This window comes from Brevibacillus dissolubilis (assembly GCF_006170445.1).
GTDB lineage: Bacteria > Bacillota > Bacilli > Brevibacillales > Brevibacillaceae > Brevibacillus_B > Brevibacillus_B dissolubilis.
In genome coordinates this window covers 75,046-98,151 of record NZ_VCNA01000003.1, presented here as the reverse complement: position 1 = coordinate 98,151, position 23,106 = coordinate 75,046, and the positions used below count along the sequence as shown (strand labels likewise).

25 protein-coding genes are annotated in these 23,106 nt (G+C 49.3%); 24 read left to right on the top strand and 1 reads right to left on the bottom strand.

Annotation, left to right across the window (positions count from 1 at the left end):
* Positions 1 to 73: 73 nt before the first annotated feature.
* The 13 genes from FGI41_RS06475 (at position 74) to FGI41_RS06415 (ending at position 11,102) form a co-directional block, all read left to right on the top strand.
* Positions 74 to 1,186 (top strand): amidohydrolase family protein, encoded by a 1,113-nt coding sequence (locus tag FGI41_RS06475; RefSeq protein WP_176560158.1) that lies wholly within the window; start codon positions 74 to 76, stop codon positions 1,184 to 1,186.
* A 154-nt stretch (positions 1,187 to 1,340) separates the two neighbouring features.
* Entirely contained in the window at positions 1,341 to 1,934 is a 594-nt protein-coding gene (locus tag FGI41_RS06470) for an RNA polymerase sigma factor (protein WP_139489153.1), read from the top strand.
* The gene (locus tag FGI41_RS06465) at positions 1,931 to 2,620 is read left to right on the top strand and encodes a zf-HC2 domain-containing protein (protein WP_139489152.1); all 690 of its coding nucleotides are present in this window, start codon (positions 1,931 to 1,933) and stop codon (positions 2,618 to 2,620) included. The genes FGI41_RS06470 and FGI41_RS06465 overlap by 4 nt, the downstream gene beginning before the upstream one ends.
* Positions 2,621 to 2,712: 92 nt before the next feature.
* A complete protein-coding gene (locus tag FGI41_RS06460; RefSeq protein WP_139489151.1) occupies positions 2,713 to 3,660 on the top strand; it encodes a tetratricopeptide repeat protein in 948 nt (315 codons plus the stop codon).
* 142 nt (positions 3,661 to 3,802) lie between these two features.
* Positions 3,803 to 5,314, top strand: coding sequence for a caspase family protein (locus tag FGI41_RS06455; protein WP_176560157.1), 1,512 nt, complete (start codon positions 3,803 to 3,805; stop codon positions 5,312 to 5,314).
* A gap of 120 nt (positions 5,315 to 5,434) precedes the next feature.
* On the top strand, positions 5,435 to 6,553 hold the full coding sequence (locus FGI41_RS06450) for a hypothetical protein (RefSeq protein ID WP_139489149.1): 1,119 nt from the start codon (positions 5,435 to 5,437) through the stop codon (positions 6,551 to 6,553).
* 10 nt (positions 6,554 to 6,563) lie between these two features.
* Positions 6,564 to 6,770: an IDEAL domain-containing protein gene (locus tag FGI41_RS06445; protein WP_139489148.1), complete on the top strand. Its 207-nt coding sequence runs from the start codon at positions 6,564 to 6,566 to the stop codon at positions 6,768 to 6,770.
* An 86-nt stretch (positions 6,771 to 6,856) separates the two neighbouring features.
* The gene (locus FGI41_RS06440; RefSeq protein ID WP_139489147.1) at positions 6,857 to 7,291 is read left to right on the top strand and encodes a DUF2487 family protein; all 435 of its coding nucleotides are present in this window, start codon (positions 6,857 to 6,859) and stop codon (positions 7,289 to 7,291) included.
* A 241-nt stretch (positions 7,292 to 7,532) separates the two neighbouring features.
* Complete coding sequence (locus FGI41_RS06435; RefSeq protein ID WP_139489146.1) at positions 7,533 to 8,054, top strand: Rieske (2Fe-2S) protein; 522 nt, start codon at positions 7,533 to 7,535, stop codon at positions 8,052 to 8,054.
* Entirely contained in the window at positions 8,055 to 8,726 is a 672-nt protein-coding gene (qcrB, locus tag FGI41_RS06430) for a menaquinol-cytochrome c reductase cytochrome b subunit (protein ID WP_139489145.1), read from the top strand. It abuts the gene before it with no gap.
* A 27-nt stretch (positions 8,727 to 8,753) separates the two neighbouring features.
* Positions 8,754 to 9,533: a menaquinol-cytochrome c reductase cytochrome b/c subunit gene (locus FGI41_RS06425; RefSeq protein ID WP_139489144.1), complete on the top strand. Its 780-nt coding sequence runs from the start codon at positions 8,754 to 8,756 to the stop codon at positions 9,531 to 9,533.
* Positions 9,534 to 9,639: 106 nt separating this feature from the next.
* Positions 9,640 to 10,242, top strand: a complete 603-nt coding sequence (locus FGI41_RS06420; RefSeq protein WP_139489143.1) for a DUF1405 domain-containing protein — start codon at positions 9,640 to 9,642, stop codon at positions 10,240 to 10,242.
* 50 nt (positions 10,243 to 10,292) lie between these two features.
* Positions 10,293 to 11,102: a sporulation protein YpjB gene (locus tag FGI41_RS06415; RefSeq protein ID WP_139489142.1), complete on the top strand. Its 810-nt coding sequence runs from the start codon at positions 10,293 to 10,295 to the stop codon at positions 11,100 to 11,102.
* Between the two features lie 911 nt (positions 11,103 to 12,013).
* Here FGI41_RS06415 and FGI41_RS06410 read toward each other — a convergent pair.
* Positions 12,014 to 12,877: a YitT family protein gene (locus tag FGI41_RS06410; protein WP_139489141.1), complete on the bottom strand. Its 864-nt coding sequence runs from the start codon at positions 12,875 to 12,877 to the stop codon at positions 12,014 to 12,016.
* Between the two features lie 132 nt (positions 12,878 to 13,009).
* Between FGI41_RS06410 and FGI41_RS06405 the strand changes: the two genes are divergently transcribed.
* The 11 genes from FGI41_RS06405 (at position 13,010) to FGI41_RS06355 (ending at position 23,106) form a co-directional block, all read left to right on the top strand.
* Complete coding sequence (locus FGI41_RS06405) at positions 13,010 to 13,360, top strand: nucleotide pyrophosphohydrolase (protein WP_139489140.1); 351 nt, start codon at positions 13,010 to 13,012, stop codon at positions 13,358 to 13,360.
* 9 nt (positions 13,361 to 13,369) lie between these two features.
* Positions 13,370 to 14,176, top strand: coding sequence for a 4-hydroxy-tetrahydrodipicolinate reductase (gene dapB / locus FGI41_RS06400; protein ID WP_139489139.1), 807 nt, complete (start codon positions 13,370 to 13,372; stop codon positions 14,174 to 14,176).
* 72 nt (positions 14,177 to 14,248) lie between these two features.
* The gene (locus FGI41_RS06395; protein ID WP_139489138.1) at positions 14,249 to 14,650 is read left to right on the top strand and encodes a methylglyoxal synthase; all 402 of its coding nucleotides are present in this window, start codon (positions 14,249 to 14,251) and stop codon (positions 14,648 to 14,650) included.
* A gap of 6 nt (positions 14,651 to 14,656) precedes the next feature.
* The gene (gene bshB1, locus FGI41_RS06390) at positions 14,657 to 15,352 is read left to right on the top strand and encodes a bacillithiol biosynthesis deacetylase BshB1 (protein ID WP_139489137.1); all 696 of its coding nucleotides are present in this window, start codon (positions 14,657 to 14,659) and stop codon (positions 15,350 to 15,352) included.
* A 54-nt stretch (positions 15,353 to 15,406) separates the two neighbouring features.
* Positions 15,407 to 16,558 (top strand): N-acetyl-alpha-D-glucosaminyl L-malate synthase BshA, encoded by a 1,152-nt coding sequence (gene bshA / locus FGI41_RS06385; protein ID WP_139489136.1) that lies wholly within the window; start codon positions 15,407 to 15,409, stop codon positions 16,556 to 16,558.
* Positions 16,559 to 16,716: 158 nt separating this feature from the next.
* Positions 16,717 to 17,961 (top strand): CCA tRNA nucleotidyltransferase, encoded by a 1,245-nt coding sequence (locus FGI41_RS06380; protein WP_139489135.1) that lies wholly within the window; start codon positions 16,717 to 16,719, stop codon positions 17,959 to 17,961.
* Positions 17,936 to 18,916 (top strand): biotin--[acetyl-CoA-carboxylase] ligase, encoded by a 981-nt coding sequence (locus FGI41_RS06375; protein WP_139489134.1) that lies wholly within the window; start codon positions 17,936 to 17,938, stop codon positions 18,914 to 18,916. Before FGI41_RS06380 ends, FGI41_RS06375 begins: the two co-directional genes overlap by 26 nt.
* Before the next feature lie 291 nt (positions 18,917 to 19,207).
* On the top strand, positions 19,208 to 20,065 hold the full coding sequence (panB, locus tag FGI41_RS06370) for a 3-methyl-2-oxobutanoate hydroxymethyltransferase (RefSeq protein WP_139489133.1): 858 nt from the start codon (positions 19,208 to 19,210) through the stop codon (positions 20,063 to 20,065).
* 2 nt (positions 20,066 to 20,067) lie between these two features.
* Complete coding sequence (panC, locus tag FGI41_RS06365; RefSeq protein WP_139489132.1) at positions 20,068 to 20,919, top strand: pantoate--beta-alanine ligase; 852 nt, start codon at positions 20,068 to 20,070, stop codon at positions 20,917 to 20,919.
* Between the two features lie 18 nt (positions 20,920 to 20,937).
* The gene (gene panD, locus FGI41_RS06360; RefSeq protein ID WP_139489131.1) at positions 20,938 to 21,321 is read left to right on the top strand and encodes an aspartate 1-decarboxylase; all 384 of its coding nucleotides are present in this window, start codon (positions 20,938 to 20,940) and stop codon (positions 21,319 to 21,321) included.
* Between the two features lie 90 nt (positions 21,322 to 21,411).
* Complete coding sequence (locus FGI41_RS06355; protein WP_139489130.1) at positions 21,412 to 23,106, top strand: tetratricopeptide repeat protein; 1,695 nt, start codon at positions 21,412 to 21,414, stop codon at positions 23,104 to 23,106.

Here is a 23,106-nt window from a genome sequence, read left to right as displayed (position 1 = left end):
TTTTTTGTCCAAGGCGCATATGCTCGTACAAATCCAAACGGACAAGTCTGTGCCGACAAGGGGGTACGAGCCTTTGAGCGAACCGTCACTTCTGATCCGCAATGCCACGATTGTCACGGCGTATGGTCTCAAAGAAGCAGATATCTGGATAGAACACGGCAAAATCAAGCGTGTAGCCAAAGACACGTTTTCTGTCAGGGTGGAAGGAGAGGCGCCCCTCGTCATCGATGCCGCTGAATATTACCTGTTGCCCGGCTTCATTCAGTTCCTCTCGCGGCAGACCAAGCACCACCAGCCAAAAGCAGCCTACGTAGAAGAGATCCGCAGGCAGATTGCCCAGGGAGTGACGACAGTGGTAGACTCGATCCGTCTGGAGAGCTGGATGGACGAGCTTCAGCTGCATTATCAGTTGACCCCGCACTACAACAGTCCGATCGATTATGCGGTCCGGGTGAATCTGGAGGTGCATACCTTTACCCCCAAGCGAATCCGCAAGCTGCGTGACCAAGGCTTCCGCTTACTGGAGCTGACGGTACAATCGCTAGATGAAGTGAAAAAAATCGACTGGGACAACCTCTATCCCCTGTTTCACGATGCCCGGCTAGCTGTCCATCTGCATACACCCAAAGAATCGGTCACCCGTGAGCAGCGCCGACTGATCAATGAATGGTGGCTCCAGCACTGTTTCTTTGGTAAAATCCGTACGTGTATGGAAGAGATCGAGCCCGCTCATACGGATAAGGATGATTTTTACCGAATTGCGATGATCGGGGGAGAACAGATCGAGCGGGTGCTGCATACGATTCAACAAAACTGGTTTGGGTATCTGCCCGTCATCTGTCCCATCGACCGGTTTGCCGAGCGGCTCCGTAAAAAAGCGTACAGACCGGACAAACTCTTGTCGCTTCTTGTCCGTGTCGCATCCACAAACATGGCCAAAGCAATCGGCTGTTATCCGCAGAAGGGGAGCCTCTTGCCTGGCGCCGATGCAGACATTTTGTTCATTTCGAAGCAAAACTGGTTGACAAATTATGAACTTTCCTCTATTCTCAATTTTAGCGAAATATGTAAGATAGCTCACGTCATGTCGAAAGGTAAATGGGTTTTCCATGAAGGAGAACACATACCCGTCATTGGAACTGGTAATATATTGAAAAATTTACAACCTTATAACTACGCGATCTGACCCCATTTATTGGGGGTTTTTTCATAAAAGGGATTCCTAACAAAATTAGCATAAAAGTTTTGAGTGTACCGCAACTTTTGGCAATCTCAGTGGTCTAATGGTATACAAAGATCGCTGGGGGGTTCGGAATCGCTGAGGAGGTAAACCAATAGTTATGACCGATTCCCAGTTAATCCGAGAAATAAAAGAAGGCAATGTGGAGTGCTACGCCGAGTTGATCCGCCGCTATGAAAAGAAAATCCTGTCCTTCGTCAGTCACATGCTGCGCCAGGCCCATCTGGAGCATATGGCGGAAGATCTGAGTCAGGAGACATTTTATAAGGCGTACAAGAGTCTGCATTCTTTCCGCGATGTGGAGGCTACCTTTTCCACATGGTTGTATACGATTGCGCGCAATACGGTGCTCAGTGAGTTGCGTAAGAGCCGCAATGCCGATATTTATCTGGAAGATACGCTGACTGTGCCATCCGTGTCGTTTGAACGCCTGCCCGAACAACAGCTGTTACAGACCGAACGAGAAGATTTAGTGCGTCAAGCGATTAATAACCTCCCCGAAAAACAGCGATCAGCCTTAATATTACGTGAATATGAGCAAATGGATTACGGTGAGATTGCCTCCATTCTCGACTTGACTGTCAGTTCGGTCAAATCGCTTCTATTCCGTGCGCGTCAGAGCATCAAAAATCAGTTAGAAGCCTATTTTGTAGAACCACATTTGGAGGAAGCCGAAGGGATGAGTAAGCGATGAGGTGCGAAGAAGCTCAAGAACTATTGCCCGATTATGCGGACAATTGCTTACCCGAACTGACCCGCCGCAGGATGGACAATCATCTGACCGGATGCGCGGCTTGCCGTTCGGAGTACGATTTTATCGTAGACAGCAGTGACTGGATTGAATCGGACAAACAGCAGTACAGTGCAGTTGCTGCCTCCACTTCGATTGTGGATGCAGTCATGGCCCGGATTCTCTCGGAGGAGAAGTGGGCAATTCCAATCGGAAGAAAAGTCTTTACACTTACGGCCAAAATGCGCCGGATCGGTTTGAGTGCTGCCATGATTCTATTAATGATTTGTTCTTTTACGTTGTATTCTAACACCGATCAGCAGCAGGATGGATTTATGCCGTACAGTGCCAAGGCAGAATCAATTATCTCCGATAACTTAAAAGCCAATGTAGGCGTCGCAGAAGAGGCTGTCCAAGAGCCGGAAGCGATCGATTCTACCGTTGCGGTGGTTGGCTCGGATCAGCAGACAGAGGTGACAGATGCCTCCAACATGTCGTTGCTGGCCCAGGCTGACAGTTCAGCAAGTATGCTCGCAGAGATTACCTCAGACAACCAAGTGGATCATACCAAGCCTAATTTTCCACTGGTTCTCAGCTTTTTTGGGATCCTGATTACAGTTTTGACGATGAGCTGGATTACAAGAGCATAAAAATCGTATATAATGCTAGGTAAATGGAAAGACCGTCCTGTTGTGACGGTCTTTTGTGACTTATTTTTTCTACATACACGAGGTGATGACCAATGCCGAAAAAATGGATTCGCGTGATAGACGAAGCAGTGAAGAAGATTGAGAACGATGAGTTTGAGCTCGGGATTCAAGTCTTGCAAAAGGTCGAAGAGCACGGAAAGGACCTTCCAGAAGTCATGCTCTATCTAGCAGACGTGTGGTACCAGCTGGGCCATATACAGGAAGCGGCCGATATCCTGGACGAAATCCTCGGAAAAGGGGATGAGGTAAGCGACGAGCTGCGTCAGGAATGTGAGCTGCTGCTTGCGGAGATTGCGTTGGACGAAGCTGATTATGATAAAGCACAGCATTATCTGTATAAGCTCAAGGATGAGGGTGTCGACCATGTGCAGCTCTATCTGCTGCTCGCTGATCTGAACTCCCTGCAGGATCTTGATGAGGTGGCGATCAAGTATTTGGAGATGGCCAGCCAAAAAGAGCCAGACAACGAGGATATCAAGACAGCGCTCGGCGATATGTACGCGAAGAGCGGCGATGTCTCCAAAGCATTGGACCTTTTGGGCGGGGTGTCTGAAGAGGCGGTCTCTACGATGTTGTTAAAAGCGCGTACCTATGCCCAGCACGGTGATTTTGAGGAATCTTACAAGTATTACATGCAGGCTGCCAAAGTGGATCAGGCTCCGGAGATTCTTTACGGCTGCGGCTTGATGGCCTTCTATCTGGGCCGTCTGGATGAGGCGCTTCCTTATATGGAGGGCGTAATCGCGATGGATGAGGAGTATGTGACAGCCTATCCGATCTTGGCTGACATCTACCTGTCCATGGGCAAGACGGATAAGGCGATTGAATCGTTGACCACATATGTAGATCTGTCCGGCTTTGAGCTTGACCAGATCCGCCGTCTGACTGCGCTGTTGACTCAAGCGGGACGATATGAGGAAGCGAGACAGTACCAGCAGCTGCTCAAGCAGTGGGATGAGCAGGAAGAGGATTCCGTGTAATTTTGTTAACCCCTCATTTAGGTTAATTCCTATTGAGGGGTTTTGTTTTCACTTTTGAAGATCTTGGGATTATTAAATAGGTATATGGTATAATTTTGAAAAGCTAAAAAATGCAATGGTTGTAGAGTCAGGAGGACTAATTATGAGTTTGCAACTCACGGCTAAAAGATATGCGGTTATTGTCGGTATTAATGACTACAGCGGCACTGACATAAACAATTTGAACTTTTGTGGTGCTGATGCTGTAGCATTTTACGAGGCACTTATTCATTATTCTGATTATAGCGAGGATGATGTATGGTTATTTTCGGATGTTCAACATAATAAAGCCGAACGACCAACCAACAGTGATATACTCTCCAAGATACAACTTATGTGTGATAAAGCAACTGAAGAAGATTCAATACTATTCTATTTTGCAGGACATGGTACAAGTGATGAAAATGATAGCTTTCTTATAACGAAAGAATATAGAGAAAATATTTTAAAAGACTCTTCAATTCCGATGAATAAGGTAAACGAGTACTTTAGTGCTTCTGTGGCGAAGTTTAAATTAAGATTCTTTGATGCTTGCCACTCTGGAAGAATGATGAGAAGAACTGGAAATCTTATTAAGCCTGTATTAGAAAAACACTTAATCGTAGGGGCTGAAGGTTGGGCCACATTAGCGGCATGTAAAGAAGACCAGTTTGCACATGAATTTGGAGAGCTTGGACATGGAATATTCTCGTATTTTTTGGTAAAAGGACTCTCAGGTTCTGCTACTATTGATGGAGAGTTTGTTACATTAGATAATCTAAAGAATTATGTAATGGATAAAACTATAGAACTATCTAAAAGGTATGGTTATGTTCAAACACCTGTATTTACCGGAGAGCAGGCCGGTAGCCTTGCTATTAGTAGGGTAAAGGGAAAGGATGTATCTGAAGCTTTACCTGAATCTTTAACTAATATTGAGCAAATTAAAGAAGAGAAACTTGAACCCCAAACTGAAAAAATACAGGACTTTTTAGGCGAGTTGGATAAAGTTTTAAATGTTGAACATGGTTCAGTTAAATATATAGCAAAATCACAAACCGACAAGCTCAATATCATAAAAGAACTAATAACAGATATACTAAAATGGGCAGAGGGGAAAACTGGTGAACTTATAAAAAGAGCAGATTCTGGCGTGAAAGTAGTTAATATTGGTAATGTTCCGAATGCGGCTCAAGTTGCTGAATTTTTATATAATAAAACGGAAGATGCCTTAGAAGTTGAATATTATTGTAGGAAAATAGATGAAAGTGGTAGGTATCACGATATTTATGCTTTAAATCTTAAAGAAAGAAATACTAATAATACAGTAATATTAACTTTTGGGAATGGAACATTGCTAATTCCCAATAGCTATATGGTAATAAGTCCGATTCCTTCTACCACTGGGGTGTATTTATTAATTTATTTTGGTTCTACAAAACCAGGGTATGCAATGACTGAGATTTGGGAACCTGCTACATTTTCGCCGAAAAGGTACTATCACTTATCAATCGATAAAAAACCCAATGAAATTGTTATTAATGATTTGGAACAATTATTTGTAGAATATATTTCTTTTATTAGTGAGAGTATAATTGCACGACGGGTATACTTTGAAAGAATTGGCCTAAAATAAAATAGGAAATTAAAATTAAAAAGCAGGTTTCCCTTAGCGGAACCTGCTTTTTCTTTGTTTAAATCCTGTGACTTTGGCAAGAATGGTAGCTAAAGTAACCAGGATAGAAGGGATTCGCAAATGAACTTAGCTGAGGTACTGGTCTATGCCGATATCGGGCAGCTTCACCAAATTGCCAGTCACTACGGGTACGAAGGTAACCTTCACTCCAAAAATGAGTTGATTACCACGCTGATGACGCGACTCCGTCACTCGCAGACGATTACGCATGAAGTGGAGCAGCTGTCATCGGTGGATACGCACTTCCTCTTGCTTTTGTTCCTCGATAAACGCGACCGTCTTACCTTGGAGGATCTGCTGGCGAAGGCTAGCATGGCCCTTCCAGACGGTGAGGAGCAGAAGAAAGAGGCAGCGCGGAAACAGGTTGCAATCGCCATCAAGCGAGGCTGGTTATTTCCGGCCAAGGGCAACCTCATCGGCCAGTATCAGATTCCGGCCGATCTGCGCGAGCCATATATCCAAGCCTGGCTTACTCTGTGGCGCGGGCAGCAGGAACCGATCCCGTACGAACCCTTGGCATACCGCGATGAAGGCACGGCTATGTGCGATGACATCATGCTCTTCCTACAATTTTTAGCAAAAGAGCCGGTCCCGCTCACTGCGGATGGGGGGATGTACAAGCGGTATCAGGTACAGCTGCTGGAGTTTTTAAGCGTCAAGGAAGAACCACTGCCGCCGCAAAAATGGCGCTTTGGCTACGGGTTGCATTTTGATTTGTATCCTGACCGTTTTTCTCTCTTGTACGACTTCTGTTACTATCACCGCTGGATTGAGGAAATCTCAGGCCGGCTGGAGATCACAGAGTCAGGGGCGGAGCGTTTTGCAGAGACCTATACGGATCAGACTTACCATGATCTGGTGCGTTTCTGGATGCGTCTGTACAAGCGGGCGATACCCAATCTGCCGCTGCTCACCCAGTTGATCCCACGGATGGCCACGAGCCGCTGGATCAGCCAAGAGAGACTGTCCCAGACACTGTTGCCATGGATCAAGCCTTTTTATTATGACAAGCCAGAGGATATTTTAGTCACCCGGATTTTAAAAATGATGGTGCATCTCGGGCTGCTCAAAGCGGGGCAGGCAGAAGACGGGGATTGGCTCTACACTGGCACCTATGCCAGCCAGTCTTGGATGAAGCAGTACAATGGATTTGTTGATACCACGATTACAATGAAGTGAGGGATCTGGAATGGAAAAGCCTAATTTTCTCTTTAACAATCAGCAAAATATGATGTCCGGTCTGTTGTCGGAGATCATGATCGATCAACAGGTGCGTCTGTTCCGTAAAAAAACATTATATCGTGAAATCGACGAGGCATTGGCGGTGAAAAACAAAGACCGGTTCATGACACTTACCAGCGAGCTGCGCCAGATTCTTGCCTTTGAAGCCAAGTAAGGCAGAACGTGTGTACAGATTCGTTGCAGGCTTGCTTTGATTCGTGGTAATCTAGTTCACAGATTCAACGAGAGAGGCGAGTTGTCATGCAATGGAATATAGAAGCTCTGCAGAATTGGGATGAAGTCAAGGAATACGTGGATACCGCGCTGCTGGTGCATTACATTTATGAAGAAGACCGGCCTTTGCCCGAGCATGCCCTGCGCTTAACCTATCTGATGAGCCTGGCAGGGGCGATTGAGCAGCGTCTGACAGGACGGATCATGATGTTTCCGGCAGCGTACCACGTGGCAGACGAAGCGGGCAAGGTGGCTCTGCACCTGCCGCAAGACTTTGCGTATAAGCTGATCCTGCGTTTTTCCGGGCACGATTTTACATTATCTGCAGAGACGGTGCAGGGACAGGTCCAATTTTTGACGGTCGGAGACCAGGATTTAGATTCGCAGATTCGGTTTGATATTACCGTTGATGTCCTGTTTAAAGAAATCTTACATATTTGGCAACCAAAAGTGGCAAAATAGAGTAAGCGAACCTGAGCTTGGTCGCGTAGAAGCGATTAAAGCTCTTTTTTTCAGGAAGGTGATCTATTTTTGACAAAATCTCAACAATATCGTGCGAATCTCCTAACATTCGCTTGTGTTTGCAGGTCACATTCTTGACATCTGCTAAGCGGTTTAGCTATTATTGGTTTGACCTAGTGTAAGTTTTATTTGTATGCAGTTGCAATCGTACGTAATTTATCAGGAATAGGAGGGAAAATGGGTGAGTGGTAAAAAGGAAATTTCCAGACGGACGTTCTTAAACTATGCACTCATGGGGACTGGTGGTTTCCTAGCTGCAGGTATGATCACACCAATGATTCGTTTTGCAATCGATCCATTGCTGAAACACTCGGCTGGTGGAGATAAAGTAGCAGTTGGAAACGCAGATGAATTCGGTCCTGAACCGAAGCGCATTGACTTCAAGGTACATACCAAAGATGGTTGGTATGAGTCTGAAACTACAATGGCAGCTTGGGTAAGAAAGACAGAGGAAGGCGAGATTCTCGCGCTTTCACCGGTCTGTAAACACTTGGGGTGTACAGTTGACTGGAACACGAACCCAGATGGAACAAAAGATCAATACTTCTGCCCATGCCACTTGGGCCGCTATGCGATCAATGGCGAAAACATCCTTGGCACACCGCCACTGAAACCACTCGATGAGTATGAGGTTGAAGTGAAAGAAGGCAAGGTATATCTGGGTAAAGTCATTCCAAATCCTCGCCAGGGGGTGGCAGGCTAGATGATGCAAAAAATGTATGACTGGGTGGACGAGCGACTGAATATCACCCCAATGTGGCGTGACCTCGCTGACCATGAGGTACCAGAGCACGTTAACCCGGCGCACCATTTCTCCGCGTTCGTATACTGCTTCGGCGGTCTGACGTTCTTCATCACTGTAATCCAAATCCTGTCTGGTATGTTCTTGAGCATGTACTATGTACCAGACATCATCAACGCGTATGAATCGGTAAAATACCTGCAAACAGAAGTTGCCTTCGGGGTAATCGTTCGCGGTATGCACCACTGGGGAGCTTCTCTCGTAATCGTTATGATGTTCCTTCATACTCTGCGCGTATTCTTCACAGGTGCTTACAAAAAACCTCGCGAGCTGAACTGGGTTGTTGGTATGCTCATCTTCTTCGTAATGCTCGGTCTTGGTTTTACAGGCTACCTGCTTCCATGGGATAACACTGCGTACTTTGCGACTAAAGTAGGTCTGCAAATCGCTGACACTGTACCATGGGTTGGTCCATACCTGAAAACGCTTCTGACCGGTGGCGAAATCGTAGGTGCGCAAACGCTGACTCGCTTCTTTGCGATCCACGTATTCTTCCTCCCAGGTGCACTTCTCGGTCTTCTGGGTGCTCACTTCGTTATGATCCGTGCACAAGGTATCTCAGGTCCACTATAATAAAATCTTCGAACTGGAGGCATTAGCATGGCAAAACACGATAAAGATGCTACCTTCGTCGGAGATTCTCGGGTTTCTGCGAAGCGCATCCCTAATATTTCACCGTCTTACTCCGATTTTCCGGGTAAGTCTGAAGCTTTCTGGCCTAACTTCCTCTTAAAAGAGTGGATGGTAGCGGCAGTCGGCTTGATAGCTTTTCTCGTTCTTACTGTTTCCCATGAATCTCCGCTGACCGCGAAGGCGAACCCGAACGATACTTCCTTCGTTCCACTGCCTGACTGGTACTTCCTGTTCCTCTATCAGTTGCTCAAGTATCCTTGGGCAGCAGGTGACTACGTTATCTTGGGGATTCTCGGTATCCCAGGCGTAGCGTTCGGTGCGATGGTACTCGTACCATGGCTCGATGCAGGTAAAGAGCGTCGTCCGTTGAAACGTCCAGTTACGACTGGTCTTATGATGCTTTCTCTGTTCTCTATCTTCTTCCTCACGTGGGCTGCTCACGATGAGCACGTGAAGAAACACGGTGCAAGCCACGGCGGCGCTGGTGCAAATGCTCCGGCAGCAGCGGCTGATCCGAACTTCAAAGCTGGCGACATCTGGACAGCTCAAGCAAGCTGCCAAGGCTGTCACGGTAAAAACCTCGAAGGTACTGCTGGTCCTAACCTCCAAAAGGTTGGCGAAAAGTACAAACCTGAAGAGATCAAAGAGATCATCACCAAGGGTAAAGGCTCTATGCCTCCTGGTATGTTCAAAGGTAGCGACGAGGATCTCAACAAACTCGTTGAATATCTTGCAAGCTTGAAATAAGAAACAAGCAGAAGCTGGCTGACTTATTCGGTCAGCTTCTTCCTTTCAAGCGGACGGTTTCACTTACACGACAGAAGGTGTCAAGGCTAAAATGGGAGACGATAGAATGAAGTGGATGTGGGTATGGTTTTGGGAGTCATTAGGGAAATCCTGGTTTCTCTGGATTCTGTTCGTGATCAACTTACTGGGAACCATCTATGGCTTCTATTGGTATAAAGAGCAATTAGCCAGTACCGAGCCTGCTTTTTTACGGGTGTTTGTGCCGGATAGTCCGACAGGGAGTGGCTTATTTACGTTGGTCTTATTTACATATATTATTGGCCGCAGTGTTCCTGTTTTGGAAGCCTTGGCAAGTATCACAAACTTTAAATACGGGGTATGGGCTGTAGCGGTCATCATTGCCGGCTGGTCACTCGGAAATGAGATTCATTGGCAAGATATCATGCTGATGGTATCGCACACCGGAATGGCCGTCGAATCAGCGTTATACGCCCGCTATTACAAGTTGAGCTGGGTGCCGGTTGGGATTGCAGCCTTGTGGACTCTGAATAATGATTTTCTAGACTATGTCATGTATATTCATCCATGGCTTCCAGCTGAGCTTGTGCCTTATACAGGTGTTGTGGGATTGTGTACCGTCTTGCTAAGCTTGGTTTCCATTTCATTAATCTGGTACCTGAATACGATTCTTACCAGAAACAAGGTCTAATCTTGTCCTCCGCTCCATAGGCTGTACTATGGGGAAAGGAGGTTTTTCTTTTGCAAAAAAACATGAAATTGTTACTGGTTTTAGTCGTTACGGGATTACTTTTGGCTTGGCCTATTAGTTACTTTTTTACAACCATGGAAAAACCGCCGGGGAATCAACAGTTGGCGGAATTAGATAAGATCGCAAGCGAAATGCTCAATGATACCGTCAAAGGAGATTTGGACGGAGCGCGTGCAAATATCGATAAGCTGGCGGAAATCTTCCCCAACCAAATCCTCCCCGTAACGATTCGGATTGAAAGTCTCAACGCGGTGACACAGTCTATTTTGGCTGCGAAAAAGAGTTTTTCCGCGAGCAAGGTAAGCGAGGAAAAGCTGCTCTGGCACGCTACCCAGGTCCGTGTCGCGATCGATGCACTCAGTCACGCTCATCAACCGATGTGGCGCGAATACTACAACCCATACGCCAAACAGATGCAGAACTTGATGAAAGCTTCTGTCGAGCGGGACTTGAGCGAGTTCAAGGACCAGTTTGAACAGAACTATCAGCTGTATCTGGCCATTCGCCCGGCGATGAGCGTGCAAATGAAAGAGAGCGATATGGAGGTTGTCTCTTCTTCTTATGCCCGCATGATGCAGCAGCTGCGCACTGGTGATGTGGAATGGCAGGAGATCCGCGATTCGCTCCGTGACCTCAATGGTGTGATGCAGGAGGCCTTCGTCGGTGAAGATAAGAGTGCGCTTGGGATGCTGATGGGCAGCGAGTCGCCTTATATGTTGATGGCTACGATCGGTATGGTGGTAAGTGTGACGCTGGCGTATGTGGCGTGGGTGAAGTATACGGCGCAGATGGGGCATTGAGTCGACGTGCTCGGTGTGTGACCTAGGGCTCTCTAGTAGACCTCTGTGACCATCCCTGCAAGTAAAAATTGAAAATCCGCTGCGAAAAGACCAATGAGAGGGCGGGGCAAAATGTTTCAATCCCCCGTTTGAGAGGGGACATCTGGGTCTCAATAAAATGAGACTATTGCCCCGAAAAGCGCCCTCTCATTGGTCTTTTCTTCGCTGGGTAGGGGATTGTCAAGGAGGTCCCCCAGAGAGTCCTAGTGTCCGCAGACTGTCGCGGTCTACATTGAGAGGAGAAAAAGAAGGGGGAAAAGGAAAAGAGAAGGAGAAAAGAAAAACGATAAAAGATAAGAAATAAGGATAAAGAATGAGAAATAAATATGAAAAATAAAGATAAATGAGAAAAGATTAAGGATTAGGATGAATAAATGAGGGAAAACAGACAAGTGATTGTAGGGAATACAAGGTGGCTTGAGAGGGAATAGGGGATGTTACAGATAGGTTGAGTTGGGGAAAAGGGCAGAGTGAATGGAAGTGTAGATTGCAGATTTAGGTTTATGGACAGGATTTGGTAACGTTTTGGGTTGCTTGAATTGAAATGGTTGCTTAGGCAATTGTGAATGTATTTAATGAAGTAACGCAGTGATAAAGCATCCTATTAATGAAGTGATAAAGTGATGAAAAAAATAGAGTTACGAGTTAATAAGTTTTTATATCCTTGAGGGAATAACGAATCAGGTGTTTCATACCAACACAGAAGTGGGGCAATTAACCCGCTTTTTTTATTTCCTGGCATTTTCACTGAAACTGCGAAGAGAGGGGGCGACCAACGTGCCAGTCTCTCCCTCTCTCCCACACACCCCAGAAAAATACCAAAATAAAAAACCGGGACAAATCGCCCCGGTTCTCTTTTGCAAACCACCAGCCTACGCTTCCCGCAAAGGCTGTTTATTTTCATCAAACGTAAATCCTTCACCCAACACCTCGTGCACATCATTCACAATGACAAACGCATGAGGGTCTACTTCCTGAACAAGTCCTTTGAACCGCACAACCTCATTTCGGCTGACGACGACATAAATAATCTCTTTCTCCTCACCGGAAAATGCGCCGCGGCCATTCATGATCGTCACACCCCGGCCGACATCGAGAATCTTTTTGGCAATCTCTTGGGCATCATTCGAGATGATGGTAAGCGCTTTACCAGAAGCGACACCATCTTGGAAAAAGTCAATCACCCGTGCCGCGATATAGACGGCTACAAGGGTATACATCGCACTTTCTACGCTCAGATAGAGGAGAGATGCACCAATAACGAGGATATCACCGAAAAACAAGGTGCTGCCCATGCTGATACCCATGTATTTTTGCAGCATGCGGGCGATAATATCGACACCGCCTGTGGTTCCACCATAGCGGAAGATAATCCCAAGACCAGCGCCTACGGTTACACCGGCGTACAGCGCGGCAAGCAGGGTGTCACTGAGCGGTTGGGGGTCGAGCATTTGGTCAAACATGGAAAGAAAGACCGATAAGGAAACCGTGCCGATGATCGTATAGATAAAGGCGGTTCTCCCCAGAACCTTGTAGCCGATGAAAAAGAGCGGCACGTTGAGAGCGAAATAAACGATCCCTTGGTCAAACTGCGGCAATAAAATTTTGATAATGATACTGATCCCGGTGATACCGCCTTCTGCCAAGTGATTGGCAATGTTAAACTGGTTGATACCAAAGCCCATGATAGCGGTTCCAACGATAATGGCTAAGATGCTTTTAAGACGAAGATTCATAACCTACCATTCTCCCTTACATACGACTGACGTAGTCATTATACATTGAGGTTTTTCGCCTTGTCCAATTTATGTTACAATTTTAGGGCAAAGAAAAGTGATTAGGAATCTGGTCTCAGGATGGAGGTCACCATGGAACAACAGCGAAAATCATTGCAAGAGATCCAGCAGGAAGTGGATCAATACATATCTCAATTCAAAGAAGGCTATTTTTCTCCTTTGGCGATGATGGCCCGCATGACAGAAGAAGTGGGAGAATTGGCCCGCGAGATCAACCATCATTATGGTCCGAAGCAGAAAAAAGCGGACGAGGCAGAAAAGACGATCGATGATGAGCTGGGCGATGTATTTTTTATCGTGCTGTGCTTTGCCAATTCGCTTGGGATTGATCTGCAGGAAGCGTTTGACCGGATTATGCACAAGTTCAACACACGCGATAAAGACCGCTGGACAAGAATAGAAAACAACAACACAGAGGAGTAGTGGTTGGAGATGACACAAAAAATCAAAGTAGCAATCGCCGGTGCAAAAGGTCGTATGGGACAAGAAGCAGTGAAAATGCTGCTGGAGCATGATGACAAATTCAAATTCGTCGTGGGGATTGACTCCAAGCTGGACGGAGTAGACGTGGGAGAAGCAATCGGCGGCAAGCCAATCGGAGTAACTTTTGTCAATGATATGGAAAAGGCACTGTCCATCTACAAACCAGATGTATTGGTTGACCTGACCACCCCACATACGGTGTACAAGCATATGGATATCGCGCTGGCACACGGTGTACGCCCGGTGGTAGGCACAACCGGCTTAAGCCCAGAGCAGCTTGCCGATTTGTCCCGTCGCTACAAGGAAGCAGAGCTTGGGGCAATCATTGCGCCTAACTTTGCGATTGGTGCGATTCTGTTGATGAAATTCTCTGCTATGGCGGCGAAATACATGCCACATGTGGAGATCATCGAGCTGCACCATGACAAAAAGCTGGACGCACCAAGCGGTACAGCGATCAAGACAGCGGAGCTGATCACCCAGGCGCGTGAGCAGGTACAGCAGGGGCATCCGGATGAAAAAGAAACCCATGCAGGTGCAAGAGGCGCTGAGTACGATGGCTTCCGCATCCATAGTGTCCGTCTGCCTGGCTTGGTGGCGCATCAGGAAGTGCTTTTTGGTGCAGTGGGCCAGACCTTGTCCATCCGTCATGACTCGATCAGCCGTGAATCCTTTATGCCTGGAGTGAACATGGCGATTAAAGCCGTGATGAATCTGGATCATCTGGTGTATGGTCTGGAGAATATCATCGACTAGGAAAGTAGAACAGGGACAGTATTTAAGAAATCGCCCTAGGAGACAGAAGCAGAAAAGGGAGGGGAACCCGAGATGAAGGTTGCATTAATTGCCCACGACCGCAAAAAAGAAGAGATGATCCAGCTTGCGATGGCCTACGAAAGCATCCTCGCGCCGCACGAGCTGTATGCGACGGGGACGACTGGGACGCGCATCATGGAAAATACGAAGCTGACCGTGACGCGTTTTCTCTCCGGCCCGCTCGGTGGTGATCAGCAGATCGGGGCGATGATCGCACGCAATGAGATGGATTTGATTATCTTTTTGCGTGACCCGCTGACGGCGCAGGCACATGAACCCGATATTATTGCGCTGTTGCGCTTGTGTGATGTACATAAAATCCCGTTTGCCACCAATATGGGCACGGCCGAGGTGCTGCTCAAAGCCTTGGAACGCGGTGAGATTGCGTGGCGTACTGTGGTTAATGAGGAGTAAATCACGATGGAGAAACTAGATATTCTCGCAATCGGTGCACATCCAGACGATGTAGAGATCGGGGCGGCAGGGGCATTGCTTCGTGCCGCCAAAGAAGGCAAACGCACCGGTATCCTGGATTTGACCTATGCCGAGCTTTCCTCCAATGGAACGGTAGAGCGCAGACAGGGAGAGGCACGGGCGGCTGACGAGCTGCTGGGCTTGACCAAGCGTTATAACTTTGGCCTGCCAGACCGCGGCTTGGAAAATGTCCGCGACGAAGCGATTCGACGCGTGGTCGATCTGATCCGCCAGACCCGGCCGGATGTGGTTCTGGCTCCGTATTGGCAAGACCGTCATCCAGACCATGAAAGTGTCAGCCGGATTGTCAAAGAAGCGATTTTTAATGCAGGCATTCATAAATATCAGGGATACGAAGAGCTTGCTGCTCATCGCCCAAGCCGTTTTTATTATTATTTTATTAATTCGACTGTAACTCCGAGTTTTGTCATAGACATCTCAGACATATACCTAGAAAAAATGGACGTTCTTCGCTGTTACAGAAGCCAGTTTGAACGTGAACAAGGAAGCGTCGTCACACCGCTTAACAATGGATACCTGGAGATGGTGGAATACCGCGAACGGCTTTTTGGGCAACAGGCAGGGATTATGTATGGCGAAGGTTATGTGAGTGCCGCTTTATTTGTCGCCAACGGATTATAGATCAGATTCCTGTCAGATCAACCGTGTCGACCAAGAAAAAAGGAGAGACGACAGATGAATATCGGAATCACCTGTTACCCATCGTTAGGCGGGTCTGGTGTTGTGGCTACGGAGCTGGGGAAGCTTCTTGCTGAACGCGGACATAATGTACATTTTATCACTTCCAGCATGCCATTTCGCTTGGGGCGGTATCATCCTAATATTTTCTATCATGAAGTAGAAGTGAATCATTATGATGTGTTTAAATATCCGCCGTATGACCTGACACTGGCGAACCGTATGGCCCAGGTGGCAAAAACAGAAGGATTGGATATCCTGCATGTACACTATGCCGTACCGCATGCGCTGTGTGCCTATCTGGCGAAGCAGATGGTGGGCGACTCACTCAAGATCGTCACCACCCTGCACGGAACCGATATCACGGTGCTTGGCTATGACCCGAGTCTGAGCGAAATGATCCGCTTCGGCATCGAGCAGAGCGATATGGTCACAGCCGTGTCGGGTGATTTGATCCGTGAGACCGAGCGACTGCTGCAAGTGGAGAAAAAAATCGAGCGCGTCTACAACTTCGTCGACAAGCGCCGCTATTTCCGCCGGGATGTAACTGAATTGAAGAAAAAATTTGCACCAAACGGGGAAAAGATCGTCATGCACGTCTCCAACTTCCGCCCGGTCAAGCGCGTCCCGGACGTCATCCAAGCCTTCAAAAAAATCCATGACCGAGTACCATCCCGCCTGCTCTTGATCGGTGAAGGACCTGAACAGTGCACGATTCGGAAAATGGCGGCGGAGCTGGGTGTGGCCGATGATGTCTTTTTCCTCGGCAAGCAGGAGGACGTGGCAGAGGTTCTGTCACTGGCTGACGTGATGATTCTCCCGTCAGAAAAAGAAAGCTTCGGGCTGGTTGCTCTCGAAGCGATGGCCTGTGGGGTGCCTGTCGTGGCCTCCAATGCGGGCGGGCTTCCAGAAGTGGTGCTTGACGGGGAGAGTGGCTTCCTCTGTGAGATCGGGGATGTAGACGCCTTGGCAAGCAAGACGATTCAGCTTTTGCAGGATGAGGAATTATACCGCCGTTTTTCCCAAGTGGGGGTGGAGCGCTCCAACAGCACGTTCTGCCACGAGCAGATCACGTCCCAATATGAAGCCTTGTATCATCAGCTGCTTGGCTGCCCGAAGGACCCTTCCCCTGAGCCGCAGGCGATCTGATCTGGGTACACCATCATCAACGCTTCGATTTGGAAAACGCTTGAAAAAGCTTTGCAATAAAGATGACGCAACCATATAATGCTTTCATCCTTTTTGCCAACCTCCTTCAAGAATCAATCTCGTTGGGATCGTGCGATGAAAAAAGGGGGGATGACGCAATGCCAAAAGAGCAAGCCTTGGCGGTGTTGCAAACGCTCGAACAGCATGGCTATGAAGCGTATTTTGTCGGCGGATGCGTCCGCGATTGGCTGCTGTCACATGAGGTTCATGATATTGATATATGTACGAACGCGCTTCCTGGCGACATTATGAATATTTTTCCTGGGCATATACCGACTGGATTGAAGCATGGAACGGTCACCGTCAAGCAGGGTGGTTTGCTGTTTGAGGTGACCACCTTCCGTGTCGAAGGGGAATATGAGGATCATCGCCGTCCAAGCGAGGTGCAGTTCGTTACCGATATTCGCGAGGACTTGGCGCGTCGCGATTTTACGATCAATGCGATGGCGATGGATCAGCATGACCGTCTGATCGACCCGTTTCACGGACAGGAGGATCTGCAGGCAGGCCTGATCCGCGCGGTCGGTGATCCGGGGACGCGTTTTCGTGAGGATGCACTGAGACTGCTTAGGGCAGCCCGGTTCGCGGCACGTCTGGGGTTTGAAATCGAGCCGCAGACTGTGGAGGCGATGGGGACGACCGCACCGCTTTTGCAGCATATCGCGGTGGAGCGGATTCGGGAAGAGTTGATCAAGCTAATCGACAGTGAGCATCCACAGGTGGGTATCGGCTATCTGCGGGCGACACAGCTGTTGTCCGCGATTCCGCTGTTGTCCAGAGTATTTGCAGAGGAGCGGGCCGAATCCGAAGCATGGCGGATGCTCCACCTGGGATCGGCGCTGCAAAAGTGGGCGTTTCTGCTCTATACAGCAGGCTTTCACCCGGAACAGGCACAGGCTGTGACCGCGCTCTTGAAGATGTCCAAACGCGAGACAGAGCTGATCGTCCGCTATGTCGATATCCTGACCCATCTCTCACCCAAATGGGATCAGCCCTATGAGGTAGAATGGGGCAAACTGCTGCTCGATTTTGGCTGGGACGTCTGTCTGGCTGTCGATATGCTGCTCCAAGCGTTCTGGTGGAGAGAGCGGGACTACCGTTTTTCCCAGCGGCTGATCAGCACCTATGAACAGATGCCTGTCAAAACCTTGAAAGAGCTTGCATTGACCGGACATGATCTTCAGCAAGCGTTCCAACGTAGGGCAGGCGATTGGATTCGCCTGACGCTGCTTGCCCTGTTGGAGCAAGCAGCATTGCATGGGCTGCCGAATACGCGGGAAGACCTGCTCGCGGCAGCGAAGAAAGAGGTAGAAGCACATGAATATCAAGCAGGAGATTCTTAAAGCATTTCAGCAAAAGCCAAACGACTTCATTTCTGGTGAATATCTGAGCCAGCTCTGCAATGTGTCCCGCACTGCGGTGTGGAAACATATCGAAGAGCTGCGCGAGGAAGGCTATGAATTCGAGGCGGTACGCAAATCTGGGTATCGCCTCGTCACCGTGCCGGACACGATCTCGGTCGAGCAGATCATCACCGGAAATCAAGCGAAGTATATGGGGCAGCATATTATCGCCCACGACACTGTCCAATCGACGCAAATCCTGGCCCACCAGGAAGCAGGCAATGGTGCTCCAGAAGGAACCATCGTGATCGCGGAGATGCAGACAGGGGGCAAAGGACGCTTGGGGCGCGTCTGGCACTCACCGAAAGGGACAGGCATCTGGATGAGCCTGATCATCCGACCGGTGATTCCACTCGCCAAAGCACCACAGATGACCCTGCTCACCGCAGTCGCCATGGCACGTACGATCCGTGAACAGCTGGACGTCGACGTGAAGATCAAGTGGCCCAACGATATTTTTGTCAATGGAAAAAAGGTATGCGGAATCCTCACCGAGCTCAATGCCGAATCCGACCGGGTCAACTATCTTGTCATCGGAATCGGGATTAATGTGAATACGGTAGAGTCAGATTTTCCGGAAGATCTGGGCGAGATTGCGACGTCGCTGCGGATCGCGTACGGCAATCCGATCCGCCGCGCTCCGTTCATCCAAGCGTTCTGCCGGACGTTTGAGGAGCTGTACGAGACCTATCTGCGCGACGGGTTTGCATCAGTCAAGAGCGAATGGGAATCCTACTCCATGTCACTAGGCCGCATGGTCACCGTGCGGACGGTACAGTCTACCGTAGAGGGACAAGCGATCGGCCTAGACGATGACGGCGTGCTGTTGGTCGAGGACATGGCCGGGCAACTTCATAAAGTGTATTCCGCCGATATAGATTATCGTGCAAATTAAGGAATCTTTTGTTATACTTTGTCGTGGAGGCTGTATCCATCATGGAATAGCACTCCACGACTTCTGTATTACCCCATTTTTTACCCTGTACCACTGGAAAAAACCAAAAAAAATCTGCTCTGAGCCTGTGTGGACCGAGACAGAAGGAAAATCTGTGCACGCCGTTTGTGGACGCCTATGACACCCTTCTGCCGTTTTTTGCGGGAAGGGTTTTTTGATTGGCAAAAGCAGGGGGATGAATGGATTTTCGAGTCAGGAACGGGTGAGGAAGCTCCAACGAGGTGCGAAATCATGCAAAAAAGAAACCCTGTGACAACATCTGACCTGAAAAAAGCGAAGGCGGAAAAGCGTCCGATCGCCATGATCACGGCGTACGACTATCCATCGGCCAAGCTGGTGGACGAAGCAGGTGTGGATTGTATTCTCGTCGGTGACTCTCTCGGGATGGTTGTGTTAGGTTATGATTCAACAATCCCAGTCACGATGGAAGATATGATTCACCATACGAAAGCGGTTACAAGAGGAACGAAAACAGCCTTTGTCGTCGCAGACATGCCATTCCTCAGCTATCACGGCACAGTGGAGGAAGCTGTGAAAAACGCAGGACGGCTGATGCAGGAAGGTCTCGCCAAGGCTGTCAAAATAGAAGGCGGGCAAGAAATCATCCCGGTGGTCAAACGCTGTACACAAGCGGGCATCCCGGTGATGGGGCATCTGGGTCTTACTCCGCAGTCTGTACACCAGATGGGCGGCTACAAGGTGCAAGGCAAGGATATCGAAGCAGCACTTCAGCTGATCGAAGACGCCAAGGCGCTCGAAGCAGCAGGCGCATGTGCCGTCGTGCTTGAGTGCGTACCGGCGGAAGTGGCGCAAAAGGTAACAGACAGCATCAATATCCCGACGATCGGAATCGGGGCAGGCGTGGGCTGTGATGGACAAGTACTGGTGTTTCATGATGTGCTCTCCTATGCGTCGAGCATCCGTCCGAAGTTCGTCAAGACCTACGGCAATATCGGTGCGATGATCACCGAAGCGGTCAGCTCCTATGTGATGGAGGTCAAGACCAGACGCTTCCCGGCGAGTGAGCATACATTTGCCGCATCGGAAGAAACGATTCAACAGCTCTATGGTGAAGGGGTCACACGATAACGATGAGAACGATTACGACGATCAACGAACTGCGTGACGTACTGCGTGCGGAGCGCAGAGAGGGCCGGACGGTCGGCTTTGTGCCGACGATGGGCTTTTTGCATGAGGGTCATATCAGTCTGGTGAACCGGGCAAAAGAAATCTGTGATGTGGTCGTGATGAGCATCTTCGTCAACCCGCTGCAGTTTGGGCCCAATGAGGATTTTGACCGCTATCCGCGCGATATCCCGCGTGACAGCAAGCTGGCCGAAGAGGCGGGGGTAAGCTATCTGTTCACACCTGGCGTAGAAGAGATGTACCCAAGCAAGATGCTGACCAATGTCTCTGTGGCCGAAGTGACAGAGCCGCTCTGCGGTGCGTCCCGACCGGGGCATTTTGACGGGGTGGCGACAGTGGTCACCAAGCTCTTCAATATCGTGCAGCCTCACTACGCCTTTTTCGGGCAAAAGGATGCACAGCAGCTCGCGGTGATTGAGCAGATGGTATACGATCTGTCCATGCCAGTCACGATCGTGCCTTGTCCGACCCTGCGTGAAGCGGACGGCTTGGCGCTAAGCTCGCGCAATGTCTATCTGAGCGCGGAGGAGCGCGAGCAGGCATTGGCGTTAAGCCGAAGTCTCCGGCAGGCGCAGGCGATGGTAGAGGCAGGGGAACGCGATGTAGCGACGATCCGTGATGCAGTCGCAAGCGAGATCAGCCAGCAACCATTAGCTGTCATTGACTATGTCGAATTGTTGCAGTATCCTAGATTGGGCTATACCGCCCGTCTTGCGGAAGGCGATAGAGTGTTGCTTGCTCTTGCCGTGAAATTTGGAAAAACCAGACTAATCGATAATATCATCATGAACGTATAGAGATCAGGAGGAATCGGAATGTTCCGCACTATGATGAAAGCCAAAATTCATCGCGCGACCGTCACGGAAGCGAACCTGAATTATGTGGGAAGCATTACCATTGATAAAAATATTTTGGACGCCCTTGACCTGCTGCCGAATGAAAAGGTACAGATCGTCAACAACAACAACGGCGCCCGTTTTGAGACCTATATCATCGAAGGTGCTCCAGGCAGCGGTGTCATCTGCCTCAATGGTGCAGCAGCCCGTCTCGTACAGCCTGGTGACGTCGTGATCATCATCAACTACGCGATGATGTCTGATGAGGAAGCACGCAAGCATGTACCAAAAGTAGCGATCATGGGTGAAAACAATGTGATCGAAGAAATCCTCGGTGAAGAGGTACATGCGACCGTCCGTTAATCAGCTTTTTCGGACCTCACGTACTGAATAGAGCCACTCCCCTTGTGAGACAATGAAAGTACTCACTGCCGAAGAGGGGGGTGGCTTTTTATGTTGATGGACAAATGGTTTCTGGCCTTGCACGAAAAGCTGAAAACCATAGAACAGGCCTGGCCCAAGGCAACAATGGACGAAAAAGAGCAGCTGGCCCGCCAACTGCTCGCGCTCCGACAGACGAGCGATCAGATGATTGATTTGTGGCTGCAGTATGAGGAAAAGCTGTCCTCTGTGATAAAAGATGTAAAAGCCCAGCACACGGGTCAAACCACGCTGCCGACCAATGCGCAAACGGTGCTCCAAGGGCTGTCGGCACTCGGGGAGGATGCCTTTTCCGGGATGGATGATGATGAGGATTGGGACGAAGATGAAGTGGGTGTGGAGGAAGATGTGCTGCATATGCAGACGGGGGGACAGCAAAAGGCAGCGACGTCCGAAAGCAGTACGAAGCAGAAGCAGACCTACTATGAGACATTTGATGTTCCGCTGAAAGGGAAGCCGAACTTTTTCAACGGTGATGAATCAGGAGCGAAGATACATGCAGGGGTGTCCGATTCGTCTGCCGACGCGGACGGGAATACAGAGGAGCATAAGCTTAAGCGCAACCACGCGCTGTTCCGTAAAGGGGAAGGTTTTTACCATCTCAGACTGTTCCAGGAGGCGAAGACCCATCTGGCTGATCTGGTGGAGCAAGCCCCTGACTGGGAGAGCGGGCGGATGTACTATGCCTACAGCCTGCTTCACTGCGGGGAAAAAGAAGCTGCTCTGCGTGAGTTCCGTCTGCTCAGTCACACGGCAAGCTCGCCGAAGATCACGTCGCTTAGTCTCAATGCGGTCGGCTGTATCTTAGCAGAAGAGGGGCACTGGCTGGAGGCGTCACAGGCATTCGGGACGGCGCTGGAGGTGGTTGCGGGGTACAAGGAAGCCCGGTATAATCTGGCGCTCTGCTACATCGAGCTGGGGGAGGCACAGGAGGCCTTGGAGCATATCGCCGCCTATTTGAAAAAAGAGCCGGATGACAGCGATGCACAGCTTGTCTGGATTCGTGCACTCCAATGCTTGTCCCATTACCCGCAGAGTGAAGTTCCCGCACCGCCCAGCAGTCTGAAGGAGCCAAGCGATAAGCATGAGACAGCGGTTTTGGTGGAGATGGCAGCCCTGTACGTCGAAGCGGGCAATTTCAAGCGGGCGAAGCAATGCTACCAGCTGCTTTGTGAGCGTCACCCTGCAGAAGGCTTCGTGTGGCATGGTCTGGCATGGGTAACTTGGCTGTCGGCTGGGTATCAGCGAGCGATGCCGATCCTGCTCAAAGCATTGACACTTCAACCGAACCACCCTGATTATCTGTTCAGCTATGCCTGGATGGAGCTGTATCATGGACAGGTGGAGGAAGCACGGCGGATTTTGCAGGCGATTCTCTTCCAAGACCGTGATCATCTGCTGGCACAGGCGGGCTTGATCACGCTGTATGAATATGAAGGCGCACACACCGAGGCGAAGAGGCTGGCTCAATCGATGGTGGCGCAGGAGGACGTCTATACCCGCTCACTCGGATATTTGTCCCTTGGACGGATCGCGATGGCGGAGACCCACTGGCGGATTGCCGAACAGTATTTTGCCAAGGTGGACGGACACAGCGGGCTGGCACATGAGGCCCAAGAGTACGCGAGCCTCTGTCAGAAGCTGCGGGAAGAGGCACATCTGGGTGCAAAAGAAACAATCACAGAACACCCGCACGCACGCACATGA